At 53.2% G+C, this 22,396-nt stretch carries 11 protein-coding genes and 1 rRNA gene; 9 read left to right on the top strand and 3 right to left on the bottom strand.

Going from position 1 to position 22,396, the window contains the following annotated elements; genetic code table 11:
* The first annotated feature begins 245 nt into the window (after positions 1-245).
* From PW844_RS06620 to emrB, 5 genes are all read left to right on the top strand, one after another.
* Positions 246-8,909, top strand: coding sequence for a glucoamylase family protein (locus PW844_RS06620; protein ID WP_299449641.1), 8,664 nt, complete (start codon positions 246-248; stop codon positions 8,907-8,909).
* Positions 8,910-9,025: 116 nt separating this feature from the next.
* Positions 9,026-10,204 (top strand): MFS transporter, encoded by a 1,179-nt coding sequence (locus tag PW844_RS06615; RefSeq protein WP_299449639.1) that lies wholly within the window; start codon positions 9,026-9,028, stop codon positions 10,202-10,204.
* A gap of 329 nt (positions 10,205-10,533) precedes the next feature.
* Positions 10,534-11,064 (top strand): transcriptional repressor MprA, encoded by a 531-nt coding sequence (gene mprA, locus PW844_RS06610; RefSeq protein WP_084876402.1) that lies wholly within the window; start codon positions 10,534-10,536, stop codon positions 11,062-11,064.
* Positions 11,065-11,214: 150 nt separating this feature from the next.
* Positions 11,215-12,387: a multidrug efflux MFS transporter periplasmic adaptor subunit EmrA gene (gene emrA / locus PW844_RS06605; protein ID WP_299449637.1), complete on the top strand. Its 1,173-nt coding sequence runs from the start codon at positions 11,215-11,217 to the stop codon at positions 12,385-12,387.
* A 17-nt stretch (positions 12,388-12,404) separates the two neighbouring features.
* On the top strand, positions 12,405-13,943 hold the full coding sequence (gene emrB, locus PW844_RS06600; RefSeq protein ID WP_299449635.1) for a multidrug efflux MFS transporter permease subunit EmrB: 1,539 nt from the start codon (positions 12,405-12,407) through the stop codon (positions 13,941-13,943).
* 35 nt (positions 13,944-13,978) lie between these two features.
* On the opposite strand, the gene PW844_RS06595 is transcribed toward emrB, so the two are convergent.
* A complete protein-coding gene (locus tag PW844_RS06595) occupies positions 13,979-15,091 on the bottom strand; it encodes a tRNA/rRNA methyltransferase (RefSeq protein WP_299449633.1) in 1,113 nt (370 codons plus the stop codon).
* Between the two features lie 155 nt (positions 15,092-15,246).
* Between PW844_RS06595 and trxC the strand changes: the two genes are divergently transcribed.
* From trxC to pssA, 4 genes are all read left to right on the top strand, one after another.
* Positions 15,247-15,666 carry a thioredoxin TrxC gene (gene trxC / locus PW844_RS06590; protein ID WP_084876407.1) on the top strand — a complete coding sequence of 140 codons (420 nt, stop codon included), beginning with the start codon at positions 15,247-15,249 and terminating at the stop codon, positions 15,664-15,666.
* Positions 15,667-15,754: 88 nt separating this feature from the next.
* On the top strand, positions 15,755-16,447 hold the full coding sequence (locus PW844_RS06585) for a tRNA-uridine aminocarboxypropyltransferase (RefSeq protein WP_299449630.1): 693 nt from the start codon (positions 15,755-15,757) through the stop codon (positions 16,445-16,447).
* A gap of 77 nt (positions 16,448-16,524) precedes the next feature.
* A complete protein-coding gene (locus PW844_RS06580; protein WP_299449672.1) occupies positions 16,525-19,182 on the top strand; it encodes a bifunctional acetate--CoA ligase family protein/GNAT family N-acetyltransferase in 2,658 nt (885 codons plus the stop codon).
* 117 nt (positions 19,183-19,299) lie between these two features.
* Complete coding sequence (pssA, locus tag PW844_RS06575; RefSeq protein WP_299449671.1) at positions 19,300-20,655, top strand: CDP-diacylglycerol--serine O-phosphatidyltransferase; 1,356 nt, start codon at positions 19,300-19,302, stop codon at positions 20,653-20,655.
* Positions 20,656-20,690: 35 nt separating this feature from the next.
* Here pssA and PW844_RS06570 read toward each other — a convergent pair whose 3' ends face one another.
* Both PW844_RS06570 and rrf read right to left on the bottom strand, forming a co-directional pair.
* Positions 20,691-21,995 (bottom strand): MFS family transporter, encoded by a 1,305-nt coding sequence (locus PW844_RS06570; RefSeq protein WP_299449628.1) that lies wholly within the window; start codon positions 21,993-21,995, stop codon positions 20,691-20,693.
* 181 nt (positions 21,996-22,176) lie between these two features.
* Positions 22,177-22,292 (bottom strand): 5S ribosomal RNA (gene rrf, locus PW844_RS06565).
* Between the last annotated feature and the right edge of the window lie 104 nt (positions 22,293-22,396).

Genomic DNA, 22,396 nt, shown 5'->3' with positions numbered 1-22,396 from the left:
GCGAATTACTAACAGGCTCATAACGTTGCATATAATTTAAATTTCATCACTAAGCCACGAGCTAATTTTAAAGATAAATTGATATTTTTAATTTTTCTGCCACGCATGCACGTTTTAAATTTTGAGAATGACTATACTTCTATCACGATCATTAAGATTAATCCCACCGTCAAAATGACGTCCCGGAATGAACATCGCCTTTTCTTCCCGCCTTACGTTATTTCTTCTTCATCAGGGGTAATAAAATGAAAACCGGAATTAATTTTTGGCCTCAAAAGGAAGGTGATATTGCCATTGCATCTGTCATTCAGCCTGCATTTTTGCCACAGGATGCTGTTTATCAGGCAGTAAAACCCGAAATATTCACTGAAGCACAGATGGAAAGCTACGGTGAAAAACTGGCGCATACCCATTCCCTCTCGGGTAACAAAGGGGCTTATCGTCTCGTGCAACGACTTGCGCAATGCGAAAAATCACTGATCAAAAATGCAGAAATTCTGTGTGTGGGGGATAAAAGAAGTCTTACCCCCGCCGGAGTGTGGGTGCTGGATAATTTCTACATTATTGAGGAGCAGATCCGTTTGATCCGCCAGTTATTGCCGGCAAAGTTTGGTCAGGGTTTACCCGTATTGAGTGACCCTGCCCACTTCCTCAGAATTCAGGCAATTGCAGACGAAATGGTGAAGCATAGTGATGGGCGCATCGAAAGCAATATTCTCCATCGGCTTGTCTCTTCATATCAACGCGTTACGCCGCTCATGCTGGGTGAGTTATGGGCTTTGCCGACGATGCTACGTTTTGCGCTCATTACCCATCTTGCCGGGATTGTCGAAGAAGTGGCGGCCACACATCAGGAAAGACTGAGAGCCGAAACCTGGATTGACAAAATTCTCATCACCAGGGAAAACGACGCAGCAAAAGCCATTATGGTTGTGGCCGAAATGGCAAGATTAAACCCCATGCCGTCGGGTGCTTTTGTGGCTGAATTGGCTCGTCGGCTGAGTGGCCAGAACCCTACGCTGACGTTAACCTGGATCGAGCAACATCTTCAGACGATGGGATTAACGGTGGCGAAAGTGATCGAGCAGTTTAATCGGCAACTGGCGCTGAGTCAGCTTTCCGTCAGTAACTGCATCACCGGATTACGTCAGTTAGGGGAAATAGACTGGCAGGCATTTATCGAGTCACTCAGTCTGGTGGAAACCGTTTTATGTCAGGATCCAGCGGAAATTTATCCCCGCATGCATTTTGACAGCCGTGATAGCTATCGCCATATCATTGAACAATTAGCACGCCATAGTCACTTTTCGGAGCAGGAAGTCGCTCAGAAAGTACTGGCGCTGTCCAGCCAGCCTGAACTTCCCAGACGTCAGCAGCATATTGGTTTTTTTCTGCTGGATAAGGGACGAGCGCAGTTAGAACAACATCTGGCAACGCGCTACTCACTGCTGAATCACCTGCGGCATCGTCTGAATCAAACCCCTCTCCTTTCCTGGCTGGGGAGTCTGCTATTGCTGACAACTGCCTGTAGCGCAGAGATGCTGCTGGCAACCCGCCAGGCCGGCATGAACATGTGGATATGGCTATTATTTATTCCGGTCGTCATTATCAGTAGTCAGCTGGTTGTCCAGCTGCTGAGTGAGGTGACCACCCGCAGTCGTGTTCCCGCCTCGCTTCCCCGCCTCAATTACGAAAGTTCCATCCCTGATGAAGCCAGGACGTTAGTCGTGATCCCCTGCATGCTGGAAAGTCACAGTGGCATAGATGCTTTACTCCGCTCGATGGAGGTCTGTTATTTAGGCAATGCCCTGCCGAATATCGTTTTCGCACTGCTCACCGATCTCACAGACAATATTGCAGAGAACGCGGAGAACGATAGCCTGCTGGTTGATTACGCTGTGCTGAAAACCGCAGCACTCAACCGGCGGTATATGACCCCTGACGAAAGCTGCCCCCGCTTCACCCTGTTGCACCGCAACCGTGAGCTGAATGAAGCGCAGGGAATCTGGATGGGTTACGAACGCAAAAGAGGGAAACTGAATGCCCTGAACCGTTGGCTGCTCGGAGGATCAGACAGTTTCAGCATTATTAGCGGGGCAACACAGGCGCAGCTTAGCAACGTCAAATATGTTATTACCCTGGACAGTGACACCGTGTTACCACGTGAAGCGGCCCACCGCCTGATCGGGATGATGGCGCATCCGCTCAATACGCCAGTGTTTGACCAGCATAAACAACGGGTTGTGGCTGGGTATGCGATTCTTCAGCCCCGACTGGCTGAAGAAATTCCGCGCCACGGTCAGAGCATTTATGCAAAATTGTGCAGCGGCGTACCTGGTAATGATCCCTATTCATCCATTTCTTCAGATATTTATCAGGATTTATTTGGTGAAGGGTCATTTGTTGGCAAAGGCATCTATGATGTCAGCGCTTTCACCCAGGCAACCCTGAATGCCTGCCCGGAAAATTTAGTGTTGAGTCATGATCTGCTTGAGGGATGCTATGCACGCTCCGGTGTGGCCAGCAATGTGGTATTTTATGAGCAGTATCCTGAAGATTACCTCAGTGATGTAGCCCGCCGCTTTCGCTGGATCAGGGGAGACTGGCAACTCCTTAATTGGTTACGACTGCGGGTAAATTTGCAGGATGGTACCCGACAGAACAATCCGCTGAGCGCCCTTTCACGCTGGAAAATCTTCGATAATTTGCGCCGCAGCCTGGTGGCCCCCCTGTTGCTGCTGGTCATTTTTTTCAGCCTGACCATCATGCCTAATCCGGGCTTATGGCTGGGGGGGATAGTCCTGTTCCTTGTTCTGCCAGCCTTGTGCGCCTTGCTAATGGATGTGATCAGGAAAGGGAAACAACGCAGCTGGCCTCAGCATTATCGCATCGTTCTTAATGACGGATTGTCCCGCCTCTGCCGATCCGGGCTATTTCTGGCAACACTCCCCTATGAAAGTTATTGGTCCCTGAAAGCCATCATCGTGACGTTATGGCGACTGAATATCAGCCATCGCAATCTGAGCGAATGGGCAAATGCCTCCCAGATAAAAGCCGGTGCCAAACTTTCGGCACGTCATTATTTTCATGCAATGTGGATTAATCCACTGGCCGGAATCACCTTATTGCTTCTGACTGGCCTGATGATGCCCACACTCATTCTGATTGCATTAACTCTGGCGCTGGTTTGGATCATCACACCGGAATGGGTCAGGCGCATCAGCCATCCGGCACCGTCCCGACAGCCGAAAGTTTCTGCTGAGCAGCAGCATTTTTTACGCCTTACTGCCCGGCGAACCTGGGCGTGGTTTGACGAATTCGTCAATGAAAAGGAGAACTTCTTACCCCCGGATAATTTTCAGGAGATACCTGAAGCTACTGTGGCACATCGCACATCCCCGACCAATATTGGTCTGTCACTGCTGGCGACCCTGACGGCCTGGGATTTTGGCTACCTGACGCAGAGGAAAGTGCTGGCCCGAACGACGGCCACGCTGGATGCTTTGGATAAAATGGAGCACTTTCGCGGTCATCTTTACAACTGGTATGACACTCTGACGTTGCTCCCGCTGCATCCACGTTATGTTTCCAGCGTGGACAGCGGCAATTTAGCTGCGCATCTGATAACCCTCCAGGCGGGATTATCGCAATGGAAAAACCAGCCACTATTCATACCCTCCAGTATGGTGCCCGGGCTCAGGGACACGCTTTATCTGGCTGAATATCAATGCTCACCCACTGAACTGAGTGTATTTGCCAGGTTGCATGCACAATTAGATATCATTGCAACCTGTAGCCCAAACCTCGTTGCCGCTGAAATGACAAAACTTGCCGCCCTGAACGCGCAAGCTATCAGCCGTAGCCGGTCTGGCACAAAATGGCTCAAAGCTTTTTTCCACCAGTTGAATGATTTTCGTGACGAATGGGCACTGTTCTTTGACTGGCTATCGGAAAGCCAGTACTGGCCTGCTGAACCTTGTTCACTGCTCTGGCTGGCCAACCTGGCAAAACACCGACCGGAGTTAACCTCACAGCAAACCCAGCCGGTGATGTGGGCTGCCCGTCAGCGGCTGGCCACGTTAATCGAGCTGGAAACCCGGTTACGCGATCATGCCAAAATGGATTTTCGCTTCCTGTATCATTCTTCAACCGCATTGTTGAGCGTCGGGCACAACTGCGAAAGCGGTCTGCCGGACAGCAGCAAATACGACCTTTTCCCCTCGGAAGTCCGCCTGACTCATTATTACGCCATCTCAGCAAATCAACTCCCAATGAAGAGCTGGTTTACTCTTGGCAGGCTGTTCACCCTGCTGAACGGACAACCCGCAGTGATGTCCTGGAGCGGTTCCATGTTTGAGTATTTGATGCCGCATCTGGTGATGCCATTTTATCCCGAGACACTACTTGAGAAGATGGCCAGGTCCGCAGTCAGGCAACAGATCGCGTCCGGCAAGTCATCAGGAACACCATGGGGGGTGTCAGAATCCGCTTATGCCAGTTTTGATGCCAACCATAACTATCAGTACAAGGCTTGTGGCACACCCGAACTGGGGTTGAAAAACGGATTGAATGAAGATCATGTCGTTGCCCCCTATGCAACGTTGCTGGCGTTAATGGTCTTCCCTCATGCAGCGATTGATAACCTTTATCGCCTGAAAACGTTAGGGGCCACTGGAGAGTATGGCTTTTATGAAGCGCTGGATTTTACCCCGCAGCGCTTAACCAATGGGCAACGATTCGCCCCGGTAAAAACCTATATGGCTCATCACCAGGGCATGGGGTTACTGGCTGTATCACATCTGCTATTTAATGCCCCAATGGTAGAGCGTTTCATGTCAAGTGCCTTGTTTCAGTCATCTCGTCTGCTGATGCAGGAACGGCTTCCCGATGACATCGAGCTATATACCCCACGCCGTCAGTTCGTTGACACTTCGGAAAACAAATCGTCCAGGGCCGTAAGCGGTGAGCGTGAATTTAGCAAAGGCGACACCCGAGTACCGCAGCTTCAGTTACTTTCTAATGCTGATTACCACTTAATGATCACGCAAACGGGGGTCGGTTATAGTGCCTGGCAGGGGTTAGCACTGACGCGCTGGCGTTGCGATGCCAGTCGCAATAATCAGGGCATATTTTGTTATATCCGCGACCTGAAAACTGAGACGGTAATGAGCAATGTCTTGCAGCCAGTCAATAACGATCGCGCTGATTACCACACGCATTTCCGTGATGCTGGCGTGGAATTTCACGGTACGGACGGCGCAATCAGCGCGCAGACTCACATCGTTGTCTCACCCGAGGATGACATTGAAATCAGACGGATAACTTTAACGAATCGCTCACGTCATCCCGGAGAATTTGATATTACAACTTACGCCGAAGTGGTACTGGCACCAGCCGATCAGGATTTAGCGCACCCGGCCTTCAGCAACCTTTTTGTGCAGACCGAGATCGTGGCCGGGCTTGAAGCCATTCTGGCGCATCGTCGTCCACGCACTGCCCATGAAGCCACCCCGTGGATGTTTCATGCCATGGTAATACATGGCGCATTTGAAAGAAGCACCTCTTTTGAGACTGATCGGGCGCGTTTTATTGGTCGGGGAAACAGCGTCGCCACCCCCCAGGCGCTTGCTCCGGCCGCAGTGCTTTCTAATAGTGATGGCTCGGTGCTGGATCCTGTGCTGTCCATCAGGCAGGCATTTCGTCTGAAAGCAGGTGAATCGGTGGTCATTGATATGATTTATGGCGTCACTCTGCAACGTGACACCAGCCTGTCGCTGATTGAAAAATACCGCAATCAAACTAACGCCAACCGCATCTTTGAGCTGGCCTGGTCACACAGTCAGGTGGTTTTACGGCAGCTAAATGTTACGGCGGAAGATGCGAGCCTGTTTAATCAGCTCGCCAGCGCCGTGATCTTCCTGTGCCCTGAAATATGGGGGGATACAAAATCTATTCAGCAAAACCGTCTTGGGCAGTCAGCTTTATGGCGCTATTCGCTGTCGGGTGATTTACCCATCGTGGTACTGGTGGTTGATCAGAGCGAACAGATGGATTTGGTGCTGTCTTTAATCCAGGCGCATCAGTATTGGCGGCAGAAAGGGTTACTCGTCGATCTGGTCATCCTGAACATGGATCATGGCGGCTATCAACAGACATTGCACAGTCAGATACTTGGGCTGCTTACCTCACATGAAGCATCAGTGCTGGTGGATAAACCGGGAGGCATTTTTCTCCGTAAAGAAGAAACGTTTACAGTGGAAGATCTGCGATTATTAATGAGCGTTGCCGCTGTGGTACTGCGAGGCAGCAACGGCAGCCTGACCGATCAGCTCAGTATGATCCTCAGGCCAGTGCACCCGGTATCAACGCGATTAATTCCGACGTCCTCCCCCTTCCCTGACCAGCCCGCCCCATCTTTAGCGACTCAACCTGCGTGTTTTTTCAATGGCATCGGGGGTTTTACTACCACAGGAAGTGAATATCAAATCTGTCTGAAGCCCGGACAGCAGACCCCTGCCCCCTGGTGCAACGTACTGGCAAATCCATTATTTGGCTCAGTCATCAGCGAAAGTGGACAGGCTTACAGTTTTTATGAAAATGCGCATGAATATCGTTTAACGCCCTGGGAAAACGATCCGGTCAGCGATCTTTCTGGCGAAGCTTTCTATATTCGTGATGAAGAAAGCGGCGAGGTCTGGTCACCCATGCCACTGCCGATACGTGGTACGGGTGATTATCTGATCAAACATGGTTTTGGTTACAGCACGTTCGATCATACGCAACAAGGGATTACCAGCGCGATGACCGTGTTCGTCGCGGAATCCGCCGCCGTTAAACTGACTCTGCTGACGATCAGGAACCATTCTGGCCGGTCCCGTCAGTTATCCGTTACCGGCTATGTCCAGTGGGTACTGGGTGAGTTAGCGAGTAAATCCGCAAGCCATATTGTGACGTCTTCGATTACCCCGACGGCAGGGAGTGCCATTCTGGCAAACAATTATTACGGCGGTACAGATGCTGCACGTAGTGCGTTTTTCGCCGTGACTGGCAACCGGATAGCGTTAAGTGCCAACTGCTTTGAATGTCTTGGCCCTAATGGCACGGTCAGGCAGCCGGCGATGATGCAGAAGCGTGGTTTATCAGGTACTACCGGGGCGGGTTACGATCCCTGCGCAACATTGCAAAGTGTCACCACACTTATTCATGGTGATAGCCGTAGTTTTGTTTTCGTGCTGGGCGTTGGCAAAGATTTGCCTGATGTCTGCCAACTGCTGGAACACTATCTGGTCAGCGAAAATGTCGAACTGGAACTCGGGAAGGTCAAAACACACTGGCAGACATTGCTCGATAAAATTCAGATAGTGACGCCAGATCCTGCCGTAAACATATTGGCTAATGGCTGGCTGCTATATCAAACCATCGCCAGTCGCTTGCTGGCTCGCAGTGGCTACTATCAATCGGGTGGTGCTTACGGTTTTCGCGATCAACTCCAGGATACGCTGGCGCTGTCCCACAGCTCACCGGATACATTACGTAATCAGCTGATACTTTGTGCTTCACGGCAATTTCTGCAAGGTGATGTCCAGCACTGGTGGCATATGCCGGGTGGAAAAGGGGTACGGACGCGCTGTTCCGATGATTATCTCTGGCTCCCTTTTGCGCTTTGCCGCTATATCGAGGCAACAAAGGATTTGACGGTGCTGTCGCAAGTGATTCCCTATCTGGAAGGACGGCTGCTGGATGCCGACGAAGAGTCTATCTATGAAAAACCGGATATCAGCCAGACCGCAGAAACGCTGTGGCAGCACTGCATCTGCGCGATTAAGCACGGCTTAAATTTTGGTGAACATGGTCTGCCGCTGATGGGTTCAGGTGACTGGAATGATGGGATGAACACAGTTGGCATCGGTGGTAAAGGCGAAAGCGTCTGGCTGGGCTTCTTTCTTTACAGCGTATTAACACATTTCAGCACCCTGGCGGATCGGATCGGGGATCATGCCACTGGCATATTCTGTCGGCAGCATGCGGAAAAATTACGGGTCGTTCTGAATGATTCAGCCTGGGATGGGAATTGGTATCTGCGCGGTTACTTTGATAACGGAGAAAAACTGGGGTCAGGCAGTAGCGTTGAGTGCCAGATTGATGCAATCGCTCAAAGTTGGGCGGTGTTGTCAGGTGCAGGCGATGCAGAAAAGTGCCGGATAGCTATGGCGGCGCTGGATACCCATTTGGTGGATGAGAAAATGGGTCTGATTAAATTGCTCACTCCGCCGTTTAACGGTGCGGGACCTAATCCTGGCTATATCCGCGGTTACCTGCCTGGTATCAGAGAAAACGGCGGACAATACACCCATGGTGCATTATGGGCGATTATGGCATTTGCTCAACTGGGTGACATTGAGCGGGCATGGTCACTGCTGGCATTAATTAATCCGGTGAATCACAGCCTGGATGCCAGCAAAATGGCCGTTTACAAAGTTGAACCCTATGTCATGGCCGCCGACATCTACGCCGCAGCATCTCATGCTGGACGAGGAGGGTGGACGTGGTACACCGGCTCTGCGGGATGGACTTATCAGTTAATTACCGGGAGTTTATTGGGGATTGTCAGACACGGGGAATGTTTGGCGCTGCGACCACGCCTGCCTGCGGCCTGGCCGGAAGTCATGATCATCTACAAAGAGGGCCATGCCACTTATCATATCAATGTGGTCCGCGGTGAGTCCGACTATCAACTTTGGCTGGATGGCAACCGGTGCCCTGGCGATGAAATTCACCTGAGTAAGGAACCCGGTGACCATGAGGTAAAGGTGGTGCTGGCAAATGATCCTTACCCGTTACTGAATTCGTCATGGTGCGGTGAATCGCACCACGACAAAAAAGAAGAGTCACCTAAGGAGGATTCATAATCCCAATCGATTCGGACGTTATAGCGTACTGGTACGTCCTGTTAATTAACACAACAATGAAATAGTTTTTTGGGTTACTATTACCCTATTATGATTATTTGCCTGCTCATCCCGCTATGAATGCTTCCCATCAGGGCCTCAATTCTGCCCTGGTCGCACTGATGTCGGTCGCGACTGGCCTTGCCGTCGCCAGTAACTATTATGTCCAGCCGCTGCTGGATACCATCGCCCACCAGTTTAATCTCTCCGTCAGCCTTGCCGGTTTTATCGTCACCACTGCCCAACTGGGTTATGCCTGCGGCCTGCTACTGCTGGTGCCATTGGGGGATATGCTGGAACGCCGTAGCCTGATCGTGTCGATGAGCCTGCTGGCCGCCGGTGGCATGATGATCACCGCGCTCTCACCTTCTCTGCCCTTCATGCTGCTGGGCACCGTTGTCACCGGGTTATTTTCCGTGGTGGCGCAGATGCTGGTGCCCCTCGCCGCCACCCTGGCTGCGCCCGAAAAACGCGGCAAGGTGGTCGGGACGGTGATGAGTGGTTTGCTGCTGGGTATCCTGCTGGCACGTACCGCCGCAGGGGCACTGGCACAACTGGGCGGCTGGCGCTGCGTCTATTGGACTGCCAGCGTATTGATGATCCTAATGGCGCTGGCGCTGTGGCGCTTTCTGCCACGCTATAAACAGCATGTGCCGCTGAATTATCCGCAGCTGCTGCGCTCCATCTTTAGCCTGTATGCCGGTAATCGAGTGATCCGTACCCGCGCATTAACTGGCTGCCTCAGCTTTGCCAACTTCAGCATGCTCTGGACCTCAATGGCGTTTCTGCTATCTGCCCAACCCTATGGCTTTAATGAAGGTGAAATTGGCCTGCTGGGGCTGGTCGGTGCGGCGGGCGCGCTGGCGGCACGTCAGGCGGGTGGCCTCGCCGATAAGGGCAAAGCCAAACTCACCACCAGCGCCGGATTGCTGATTATGCTGGTGGCCTGGCTGGTGACCGCACTGGGCGCACAGCATTTGCTGGCGCTGATTGTCGGTATCCTGCTGCTCGATTTAGCTGTTCAGGCAGTGCATATCACCAACCAAAGCGTCATTTATCGCCACAAACCCGAGGCACGTAATCGCCTCAATGCCGGTTATATGACCAGTTATTTTATTGGCGGCGCACTGGGTTCCATCATCTCAGCGAACGCATTTCATCATGCAGGCTGGTATGGCGTTTGTGGGGCTGGTGTGCTGTTCACCGTAATTAACCTATTGATTTGGTGGCGTAATGCGCGTTTCGAAAGTGTTTAGAAAACGTAAAGACCGGACCAAATCAATGAGCAATACTGTTCATCAATGATTGGGTTTGTTATGGTTAGCCAGAGAGTTATTCATCAGGGTTATTTTTTCTCGCGAAATTATTCAACAGTAAAAAGATTTCGCGAGGCGAATTGATAGCATCCCTTGTCTGCGAATCTGTAGCCATCGGATCGGGCCATGTGCCCGGGGTCAGGGAGCGGCCTCGAATCGCCTGGTGTTGACAGTGTGATCCTGCTAACAATCACATGCGGGAATTATGACTACGCTTAATCTGTCACCATCATTACTATACCAGTTGCAACTAGTGAGGTTTTTTTAGAATGGAAAGTTCGTTTACTCCCATTGAGCAGATGCTAAACATCCGTGCTACTCGCCACAAAGATTTTCCACTGCAGGAAATCATCCTGACGCGTCTGTGCATGCATATGCAGGGCAAACTGCTGGATAATCGCAACAAAATGTTGAAGGCGCAGGGAATTAACGAAACCTTATTCATGGCGCTGATCACCCTGGACGCGCAGGAAAACCAGAGCATCCAGCCATCAGAACTGAGTTCCGCACTGGGTTCTTCCCGTACCAACGCCACGCGTATTGCTGACGAACTGGAAAAACGCGGCTGGATTGAACGTCGTGAAAGCGATAACGATCGCCGTTGCCTGCATCTGCACCTGACAGAAAAAGGTAACGAATTCTTACGTCAGCTGCTGCCACCGCAGCACCAGAGCCTGCAATATCTCTGGTCCTCCCTCTCCTCAGACGAGCAGGGCCAGCTGGAAGCCATTACCCGTAAGCTGCTTAACCGCCTCGACAAAATGGACGAAGACCAACTCATCGCCTCTCTGTCGCGCTAATAGCAAGAAGTGCGACACAATCACCTGTCGAAACCGATATTTTAATCCCCTTTTATCCGGCCAGCGTGTTAAACGCTGGCTTTTTTCGACTCGGGACCCCGTGTTGATGGATCAGCACATCCCGAAAAAATGGAAAACGTGGAGAATCAAATGAGTGCGACAGCGGAAGCCCAAAGCCCGCAACAGCCAGCAAATAAAAAGAAGAAGCGCAAAGGTGTGCTGATCCTGCTGGCAATCGTGTTTGTATTAATTGGTGTGGCATACCTGGCTTACTGGTGGGTGGTACTGCGGCATTTTCAGGAAACCGATGATGCTTATGTCTCCGGTAACCAGGTGCAGGTGATGGCACAGGTTTCTGGTAGCGTGAATAAAGTCTGGTTCGATGATACCGACTTCGTAAAAAAAGGTGATGTGCTGGTATCGCTCGATAAAACCGATGCCGAACAGGCATTCGAGAAAGCCCAGACGGCGCTGGCCACCAGCGTTCGTCAGACGCATCAGTTGATGATCACCGGCAAGCAGGATCAGGCCACCATTGCATTGCAGAAAACTGCGCTGGAACAGGCGGAGGCGGACCTGAAACGCCGTGAGCCGCTGGGTGCGGCTAACCTGATTGGCCGTGAAGAGTTACAGCACGCCCGCGATGCTGTGGCAACCGCCAAAGCACAGCTCGATGTGGCGGTGCAGCAGTTCAACGCGAATCAGGCGATGATCCTCAACACCTCGCTGGAAAACCAGCCCGCTGTCAAACAAGCATCTGCTGAACTGCGCGATGCCTGGCTGGCACTGCAACGCACCGATATTCGTAGCCCGATGGATGGTTATGTCTCCCGTCGTAGCGTTCAGGTAGGTTCGCAAATCTCCACCAGCACGCCGTTGCTGGCGGTGGTTCCGGCCACCAATTTGTGGGTGGATGCTAACTTCAAAGAGACCCAGCTGGCAGACGTTCGTATTGGACAGCCTGCGACAGTGGTCAGTGATATCTACGGTGATGATGTGGTGTATCAGGGGAAAGTGGTGGGCCTCGATATGGGCACCGGTAGCGCCTTCTCGTTGCTGCCAGCCCAGAACGCCACCGGTAACTGGATCAAAGTGGTTCAGCGTCTGCCGGTGCGTATCGAACTGGATGCCAAAGAAGTGGCGGATCATCCACTGCGTATCGGTCTGTCCACCCTGGTGAAAGTGGATACTTCGAATAAAGAGGGTGCAACCCTGGCCAGCAGCGTACGTGCTCAGGCCGCTTATGAAAGTAATGCGCTGGCAATCGACCTGACACCGGTTAACCAGATGATCACTGACATCGTTCGTGCCAACGCCGGCTGATAACGCGGGAGGCTGTTATGGCACAAAAACCGCTTGAAGGCGCGCCGTTAGTCCTGATGACCATCGCCCTGTCGCTGGCGACGTTCATGCAGGTACTCGACTCGACTATCGCCAACGTGGCGATTCCGACCATCGCCGGTAATCTCGGTGCCTCGAACTCACAGGGCACCTGGGTGATCACCTCCTTCGGGGTGGCAAACGCCATCTCGATCCCGATCACCGGCTGGCTGGCGAAACGCGTGGGTGAAGTGAAGCTGTTTACCTGGGCGACCATTTTGTTCGCCCTCGCCTCCTGGGCGTGTGGTATGTCAGAAAGTCTGTCGATGCTGATTTTCTTCCGTATCATCCAGGGGGTCGTGGCAGGCCCGTTAATTCCTCTGTCCCAGAGCCTGCTGCTGAACAACTACCCACCCGCAAAACGCAGCGTGGCGCTGTCGTTATGGGCAATGACGGTGATCGTCGCGCCGATCTGTGGACCGATACTCGGTGGCTGGATTAGCGATAACTATCACTGGGGTTGGATCTTCTTCATCAACGTGCCGATTGGCGTGGTGGTGGTGATACTGACGCTGCAAACCCTGCGTGGTCGCGAAACCGCAACCGCCGTCCGGCCGATTGATATGGTCGGTCTGGTGCTGCTGGTGGTAGGTATTGGCTGTCTACAGGTGATGCTGGACCGTGGCAAAGAGCTGGACTGGTTTAGCTCGACGGAGATTATCGTGCTGACGGTCGTCGCCGTGGTCTCCCTTTTGGTGCTACTGGTGTGGGAACTGACCGATGACCATCCGATAGTCGATCTTTCGCTATTTAAATCGCGTAATTTCACCATCGGTTGTTTGTCGATCAGCCTCGCTTACATGCTCTACTTCGGCTCGATCGTGTTGTTGCCCCAGCTATTGCAGGAGGTGTACGGCTACACCGCCACCTGGGCTGGGCTGGCCTCAGCACCGGTCGGGGTGATTCCGGTGATCCTGTCGCCGATTATTGGGCGCTTTGCGCATAAGCTGGATATGCGCCGTCTGGTGACCTTCAGCTTTATTATGTATGCCGTCTGTTTCTACTGGCGCGCGTATACCTTTGAGCCGGGGATGGATTTTGGTGCGTCAGCGTGGCCGCAGTTTATTCAGGGCTTCGCAGTGGCATGTTTCTTTATGCCGCTGACCACCATCACGTTGTCGGGCTTACCGCCGGAACGTATGGCGGCAGCGTCCAGTTTGTCCAACTTCGTGCGTACGCTGGCCGGTTCCATCGGTACCTCGATCACCACCACCATGTGGACCGATCGCGAATCGATGCATCACAGCTATTTGTCGGAGTCGGTCAATCCGTACAACGCCAATTCGCAGCAGATGTACGATCAGCTGGAAAGTCTCGGGATGACCCACCAGCAGGCCTCTGCGTATATCGCGCAGCAGATCACCAACCAGGGCCTGATAATCTCAGCCAACGAGATTTTCTGGGCCTCAGCCGGGGTGTTTATCATTCTGCTGGTGTTGATCTGGTTCGCGCGTCCGCCTTTTGGGGCGGGCGGCGGTGGCGGCGGCGGTGCACACTAAGCCAGAAAGCAAAACGGGCCATTCGGCCCGTTTTTTTATGCGTTCTGTCGCCACCATTCGGCGAGCAGGATGCCGGTAGCTACCGACACGTTAAGGCTTTCCACGTTGCCGGTGCCGCCAATCGACAGGCTCATGTCGCCCTGCTGGAATGCGCTGTCGGACAGACCTTCACGCTCCTGACCCAGCACCAGCACCATTTTGGCCGGTAATTCAGCTTTCGCCAGCGGCGTACCTTCATGGCTTGAAGTGGTCACAATGGTGTAGCCCGCTTTACGGAACGCTTCCAGACCCTCGGAGAAGCTCTCACCGCTGATCGCCTGGACATGCTCGGCACCGCCTTCTGCGGTACGTACCGCTGCACCTGATTCCAGCAGCGATGCGTCATTGACCAGCAGGCCCTTCACGCCAAAGTGCGCGCAGCTACGCATGATGCCGCCGAGGTTATGCGGGTTGCTGACATCTTCCAGCGCCAGCACGCAATCTTTGGCTTCGGCCTGGCTTAACCATTCAGAAACCGCCATGCCCATGCGTTTTTTGATAATGAAGCAAACGCCGCCATGATGTTCAGTGCCTGAGGCTTTCGCCAGTTCGGCATCTTCAACCACGTGATAGGCTTTACGATTGGCCGCCAGCCAGCGCAAGGTTTCGCGGAAGCGCGGCGTCACGCTCTGCACAAACCAGGCACGTACGATGCTTTCAGGACGACTCTGGAACAATGCCTGACAGGCATTTTCACCGTAAACGCGCGTCTCTTCCTGACGCTGACGGCGAATCTGCTCCGGATCGATAGCAGGCTTGCTGCTACCCGCCTCATCAGACAGGCTTTCTTCACTAACCGGTGGACGCGAAACAGTGCGCCACGGTGAATCTTCATAGCCACGCGAGGATTCGCGGTCGTTACGACGACCGGCACTGCGGCCACCTTCTTCACTATTACGTCCGCCACGAGGACCGGCGTTACGGCCACCCTCTTCATTATTACGTCCGCTACGAGGCCCGGAACGACGATTATCTTCCTGGCGCGCAGCAGTACGGCCGCCTTTGCCGGTACGGGGGTTTGGCGCACGCGAGCCTTTCTGGCCCTCATCCTCACCACGTACATACATCACTTTTACCTTGCCGCTTTTGCCTTTAAATTCGTCGTTCATCTGTTCCTCCAGCATTGAGAGCGCGAAGATTACCTGATGTGTAGGCGCTTAGCTATCAACTATTGAACCTATTGGGCAATCCAGATTGAGCATAGCACTCAACCCTTTCATAATGCTCGGCAATCGTAAGTTTTACAGGTCCGGTTGAGGTAACTATGAATACGGTATGCGCCTCCTGTCAGGCAACCAATCGCGTGCCCGATGCACGCATTGCCGATGGAGCCAAGTGTGGCCGCTGCGGCGGTGAGTTGTTCAACGGTGAAGTGGTCAGCGCGACGGCCGCGACGCTGGATAAATATTTGCAGGATGATCTGCCGGTAGTGGTCGATTTCTGGGCACCGTGGTGTGGTCCTTGCGTCAACTTCGCACCGGTGTTCAAAGATGTCGCCGATGAGCGTCGTGGTAAAGTGCGTTTTGTGAAGGTTAATACCGAAGCAGAACCCGCACTCAGCTCGCGTTTTCGCATTCGCAGCATTCCCACCATCATGCTGTTTAAGAACGGTGAAATGGTCGATATGCTCAATGGTGCCATGCCCAAAGCACCCTTTAATGAATGGCTCGACGAATCGCTGTGATCCTGCCCCTGGCCAGCCTTGCGCTGGCCATATTACCTTTCTGCGGCAATTCCATTACAATTGTGTTTTTTCTGCCCGCCTGAGTGTTATGTCTGAAAATGCTGTCCTGCGTTTGCGTTCGCAACGCCTTGCCCGCGCCACGCGCCCCTTTCTGGCACGAGGAAATCGTGTTATCCGCTGTCAGGGCTGTCTTTTGCCGCATAAACATTGCGTCTGTGCCAGCTTACAACCGCAAACCGCGCGTAGCCGTTTCTGTCTGGTGATGTTTGATACCGAACCAATGAAGCCGAGCAACACCGGACGCCTTATCGCCGACATCTTGCCAGATACGCTGGCATTCGGCTGGTCGCGTACCGAGCCGGATGCAGCATTATTACAGGCGGTGCAGATGAGTGAATACCAGCCTCTGGTGGTGTTCCCCGCTTCCTATGCCGATCCTGGCCGTGCGGTATTGACCGAACCGCCAACCACCGGCAAACCACCGCTGTTTATTATGCTCGACGGTACCTGGACTGAAGCCCGCAAAATGTTCCGCAAAAGCCCGTGGCTGGATGCATTTCCGGTGATGTCACTGAATGTCACCACGCCTTCGCGTTACACGCTGCGTGAAGCACATGGTGAAGGCCAGCACTGCACTGCTGAAGTCGCCGCCGCCCTGCTGGAGCAGGCGGGTGATGCAGCAGCGGCCAACGCTTTGCAACAGCATTTCGAACAGTTCCGTCAGGCGTATCTGGCCGGAAAGCCGCATCATCCTGTACACGCGCTGGACGAAGCCCTGTAGCAGACTGCGATCGGTGAATCGGCAAACGGCACCAAAAGCGTTTACAATCATGCAAATCCCCATGTCAGGAGTGCATGATGAGCCAACGCGGGCTGGAAGCGCTGTTACGACCTAAATCCATTGCGGTAATTGGTGCCTCGGTGAAACCCGGTCGTGCGGGTTACTTTATGATGCGCAACCTGCTGGCGGGGGGCTTTAGCGGCCCGGTATTACCGGTGACGCCCAAATATAAAGCCGTGAGCGGTGTATTGGCCTGGCCGGACATTGCCAGCCTGCCCTTCGCCCCGGATCTTGCTGTCATCTGCACCCATGCCCGACGCAACCTCGAACTGCTGCAACAACTGGGCGAAAAAGGCTGTAAAGCCTGCATTATCCTCTCTGCACCGGCCAGCCAGCTGGAAGAACTGAAAGCCTGCGCCAGCCAGTGGCAGATCCGCCTGCTCGGCCCCAACAGCCTTGGATTGCTTGCGCCCTGGCAAGGTCTGAATGCCAGCTTTTCCCCGGTGCCGATCGCGAAAGGCCGCATCGCCTTTATTTCGCAATCGGCGGCGGTGTCGAACACCATCCTCGACTGGGCACAACAGCGTAACCTTGGGTTCTCCTGGTTTATTGCCCTCGGTGACAGTCTTGATATTGATGTTGATGATCTGCTCGATTTTCTCGCGCGCGACGGCAAAACCAGCGCCATTCTGCTGTACCTGGAACATCTCAGCGATGCGCGCCGCTTTGTTTCTGCATCACGTAGCGCCTCGCGTAATAAACCCATTTTGGTGATCAAAAGTGGCCGCAGCCATCAGGCCCAGGCGATGATTGGCACCCATAGCGGGCTGGATGCCGCCTGGGATGCGGCTATCCAGCGTGCTGGTCTGCTGCGCGTGCAGGATACCCATGAACTGTTTTCTGCCGTCGAATCACTCAGCCATATGCGTCCGCTACGCGGCGATCGTCTGATGATCATCAGCAATGGTGCCGCCCCGGCAGCCCTGGCGCTGGATGAGCTCTACGCGCGCAATGGCAAACTGGCGACACTGAGCGAAGAGACCTTGCAGGCGCTGGCGGCGCTGCTGCCGGAGGGAGTGGGACGCGGCAATCCTCTTGACTTGAAAGATGATGCCACTCCGGAACGCTATGTCGCCTGCATTGAGAAGCTGCTTGATAGCCACGAGTTGGATGCGTTGATGATCATCCACGCGCCGAGCGCGGTATCGCCTGCCAGCGAAACTGCTGCGCAAATCATTGAGGCAATTACCCGCCATCCGCGTGGCAAACAGGTGACATTGCTGACTAACTGGTGCGGCGAGTTCTCCTCGCAGGACGCACGGCGTGCCTTCACCAGGGCGGGCATCCCCACGTGGCGCACCCCGGAGGGGACTGTCACCGCGTTTATGCATCAGGTGGAGTATCGTCGCAATCAGAAGCAACTGCGTGAAACGCCCGCGCTACCACCAGGGCTAACGCAGAATAGCGCGCAGGCGCACCAGCTGATTCAGCAGGCGCTCGATCAAGGCATCACCACGCTGGATACCCACGAGGTGCAGCCCGTGCTGGAAGCCTATGGTTTGGCAACTTTGCCGACCTGGATTGCAGCTGACAGCGCTGCGGCAGCCAGTATTGCCGGGCAGATTGGCTATCCCGTGGCACTCAAACTTCGTTCGCCAGATATCCCGCATAAATCCGAGGTGCAGGGGGTGATGCTTTATCTGCGCAGTGCCGCAGAAGTGGAGCAGGCTGCTGAAGCCATTTTTGACCGCGTGCGCCAGACCCATCCGCACGCGCGTATTGATGGCCTGCTGGTACAGAGCATGGCGAATCGCGCCGGTGCACAGGAGCTGCGCGTGGTGGTCGAACAGGATCCGCTGTTTGGCCCGATTATTTTGCTGGGCGAAGGCGGCGTTGAATGGCAGCCAGATAAACAGGCCGCCGTTGCCCTGCCGCCACTCAATATGACGCTGGCGCGTTATCTGGTGATCCAGGCGATGAAGAGTGGCAAAGTGCGTAGCCGCAGCGCCCTGCGGCCGTTAAATATTCCGGCGCTTAGTCAGCTACTGGTGCAGGTTTCTAACCTGGTGGTGGATTGCCCGGAGATTCAGCGACTGGATATTCACCCACTACTGGCCGCCGGGGAGGAATTTACGTTGCTGGATGTCACGCTCCAGCTGGCCCCTTTCCACGGCGATAACGAAGCCCGGCTGGCGATTCGCCCCTATCCTCATCACCTTGAGGAGCAGTTCGCGTTGAAGGATGGTCAGCATTGCCTGTTCCGTCCCATCCTGCCTGAAGATGAACCGCTGCTGCGTGACTTTATTGCGCAGGTGACCAAAGAAGATCTCTACTACCGCTATTTCAGTGAGATCAACGAATTCACTCATGAGGATTTGGCCAATATGACGCAGATCGATTATGACCGAGAAATGGCGATTGTGGCGGTGCGTCAGCAGGCAAATCAACAAGAGATTATTGGGGTGACGCGTGCCATTTCTGATGCCGATAACATTGATGCTGAGTTTTCTGTCCTGGTGCGTTCAGATCTCAAAGGGCTGGGCATGGGCAGACGCCTGCTGGAGAAGATGATTCGCTATACCCGCGATCACGGTCTGCAACAATTGAACGGTATCACCATGCCACACAATACCGGCATGATTACGCTGGCACGAAAACTTAACTTTCGTGTGAATATTCAACTGGATGACGGAATTGTCAGCCTCAATTTACCCTTAAATGATGGCATCGACTAACCTTGTAGAGAAAGGTAAAAATCCCCCCGGGCCCGCCGGTTGATGTTATTATCGCGCGTTAGGATCATGATTTGATGGCAAAAGGCCATGCAATGAACAGAGAAGAAGTGCACCGTGATGTTGTCTAAATTCAAACGCAATAAACACCAACAACACCTCGCACAGCTGCCTAAACTGTCACAATCCGTGTCGGATGTGACCACGCTTTACTCGCCCGCTGAATTTCGCGAAACCCTGCTGACGAAAATTGCCGCTGCAGAAAAACGTATCTGTATCGCTGCGCTTTACCTGGAAAATGATGATGGTGGACGTGGCATTATGCAGGCACTGTATGCTGCGCGTCAGGCACATCCTGAACTGGATATCAGTATTCTGGTGGACTGGCATCGTGCGCAACGTGGCCGCATCGGCGCAGCACGAGGCTTCACCAATGCCGACTGGTATTGCGAGATGGCGACGCAGCATCCGGATATCGCCATTCCGGTGTATGGTATTCCGGTGAACACCCGTGAAGCGCTGGGCGTACTGCATTTGAAAGGCTTTATCATTGATGACACGCTGTTGTATAGCGGTGCCAGCCTGAACGATGTCTATCTGCATCAGCATGATAAATACCGTTATGACCGCTATCAGCTAATCCGCAACCCGCAGCTGGCCGATACCATGTATCAGTGGATCTGTGAGAATCTGAAGCAATCAGATGCGGTGCACCGTCTTGATCAGTCCGAACGCCCTTCAAGCCCGGAAATCAAAAATGAAACCCGCCAGTTCCGCCAGGATCTGCGTGGCTTCAACTATCAGTTTACCGGTAATGCGGGCAACGAAACGCTGACAGTCACACCATTGGTGGGCTTGGGCAAACGTAGCCTGCTGAATAAAACCATCTTCCATTTAATGCCCTGTGCCGAGCGTAAACTCACCCTGTGTACGCCTTATTTCAATCTGCCCGCTATCCTGGTGCGTAACCTGATCCATTTACTGCGTCAGGGAAAAGAGGTTGAGATCATCATCGGGGACAAAACGGCCAACGACTTTTATATTCCACCTGAGCAGCCCTTTAAGATTATCGGTGCGTTGCCTTATCTCTACGAGATTAACCTGCGCCGTTTCCTCAGCCGCCTGCAATATTACGTCAACAATGGTCAGCTGACGGTGCGCCTGTGGAAAGATGGTGAAAATAGCTACCATCTGAAAGGCATCTGGGTGGACGATGAATGGATGATGATCACCGGCAATAACCTCAATCCACGCGCCTGGCGGCTCGATCTGGAAAATGCGGTGTTGATCCATGACCCGATGAATCAGCTGGCTGAACAACGTGAGCGGGAACTGGCATTGATCCGTACACATACCACGGTGGTGCAGCATTTCCGTGAGCTGGAGAGCATTGCCGACTATCCGGCAAAAGTGCGCAAGTTGATTCGTCGTCTGCGGCGGATCCGGATCGATCGTCTTATCAGCCGTCTGCTGTGAGACCCTGGCCGCTCAGTGAGGAGCGGCCAGCCATTTTATAACTTAATCCCCTTCCCTTTGCGATGCAGCATCAGTGACACCAGAAATGCTAATGCGCCCATTGCTGACACATACCAGAAGAAACTGGTTTCCACGCCTTCTTTTTTCAGCAGCAACGCAACGTACTCGGCAGAACCGCCAAAAATAGCATTTGCCACTGCATAAGATAAGCCGACACCCAGTGCTCGCACCTCCGGCGGGAACATCTCTGCTTTAAGTATGCCGCTGATAGCGGTATAGAAGCTGGTGATGACCAACGCTACCATCACCAGAAGAAATGCCAGCCAGCCACTCTGCACATTTTGTAGCAGCGTCAGAATCGGTACGGTACAAATCGCTGCACCCGCACCAAAAATTATCATGGATGCACGGCGGCCGATTTTATCGGATAACGCGCCGATAATCGGCTGAATCAACATAAATACCAGCAACGCCCCGGTCATTAATGCACTCGCGCTGCGTGCATCCATCCCGGCGGTATTGACCAGGTATTTTTGCATATAGGTAGTAAAGGTATAAAAACTGAGTGAACCACCGGCAGTAAAACCCAGCACCATCAGAAAAGCACGAGAGTGATTGCGCAGCAGACCAAGGATACTGCCAGCATCACGATGTTCGCGGTGTTTTTTCTCTGAAGTTTCATTGAGCGAGCGACGCAGCCAGAGTGCGACAACTGCCAGAATAGCGCCCAGGAAGAATGGGATACGCCATCCCCAGCTATGTAGTTGTTCATCACTGAGAATTTGTTGCAGCACCACCACGGTAAGCACTGCCAGTAACTGCCCACCGATTAAGGTCACGTACTGGAATGAAGCGTAGAACCCTTTGCGTCCTTCCAGCGCCACTTCACTCATATAAGTTGCGCTGGTGCCATATTCTCCACCCACGGACAGCCCCTGAAACATGCGCGCCAGCAGCAGAATCGTGGGCGCGGCAATGCCAATTGCCCCATATCCGGGCAGACAGGCAATCACCAGCGAACCGAGACACATCATACAAACTGAGATCAGCATGGAGTTTTTTCGTCCGTGGCGATCGGCAATATAACCAAATAACCAGCCACCAATAGGACGCATCAAAAATCCTGCGGCAAATACACCTGCGGTTTGCAGTAATTGCGTGGTGGTATCGCCCGATGGGAAAAAGATATGGGCGAAATAGAGTGAGAAGAACGAATAAACATAGAAATCGAACCACTCCACCAGGTTGCCTGATGAAGCACCAACAATCGCCCAGATGCGTTGTTTGCTAATGGTCGTCGTGTCGTGTGGTACCACTTTTTGTTGTAGAGAGTCTGTCATGCTTTCCTCTTTTCCTTGCGGATAATAAACGCCAAAGCATTGAGTAAAGCATTTGTTGGCCCGTCAGGTGAAGCGGGCAAATATCCGAATGACAAAATGTGACCGGGAAGAGGTTTGTGGGGCGATTTTCAGACGTAAAAAAGCCCTGAACTTTCGTTCAGGGCTTCTTCACTTGATTGATGCCTGGCAGTTCCCTACTCTCGCATGGGGAGACCCCACACTACCATCGGCGCTACGGCGTTTCACTTCTGAGTTCGGCATGGGGTCAGGTGGGACCACCGCGCTACAGCCGCCAGGCAAATTCTGTCTATCCGCACCGCCCTCTCAGGCCGCACGAATCTATCCGGATGAATCAAGCTGAAAATCTTCTCTGGTCTCTCAACCAAAACGCCTCTGGCGTT

Origin of the sequence: Pantoea sp. (assembly GCF_028283705.1) — a bacterium.
GTDB lineage: Bacteria > Pseudomonadota > Gammaproteobacteria > Enterobacterales > Enterobacteriaceae > Pantoea.
This window is presented reverse-complemented; position numbering and strand designations above follow the sequence as displayed.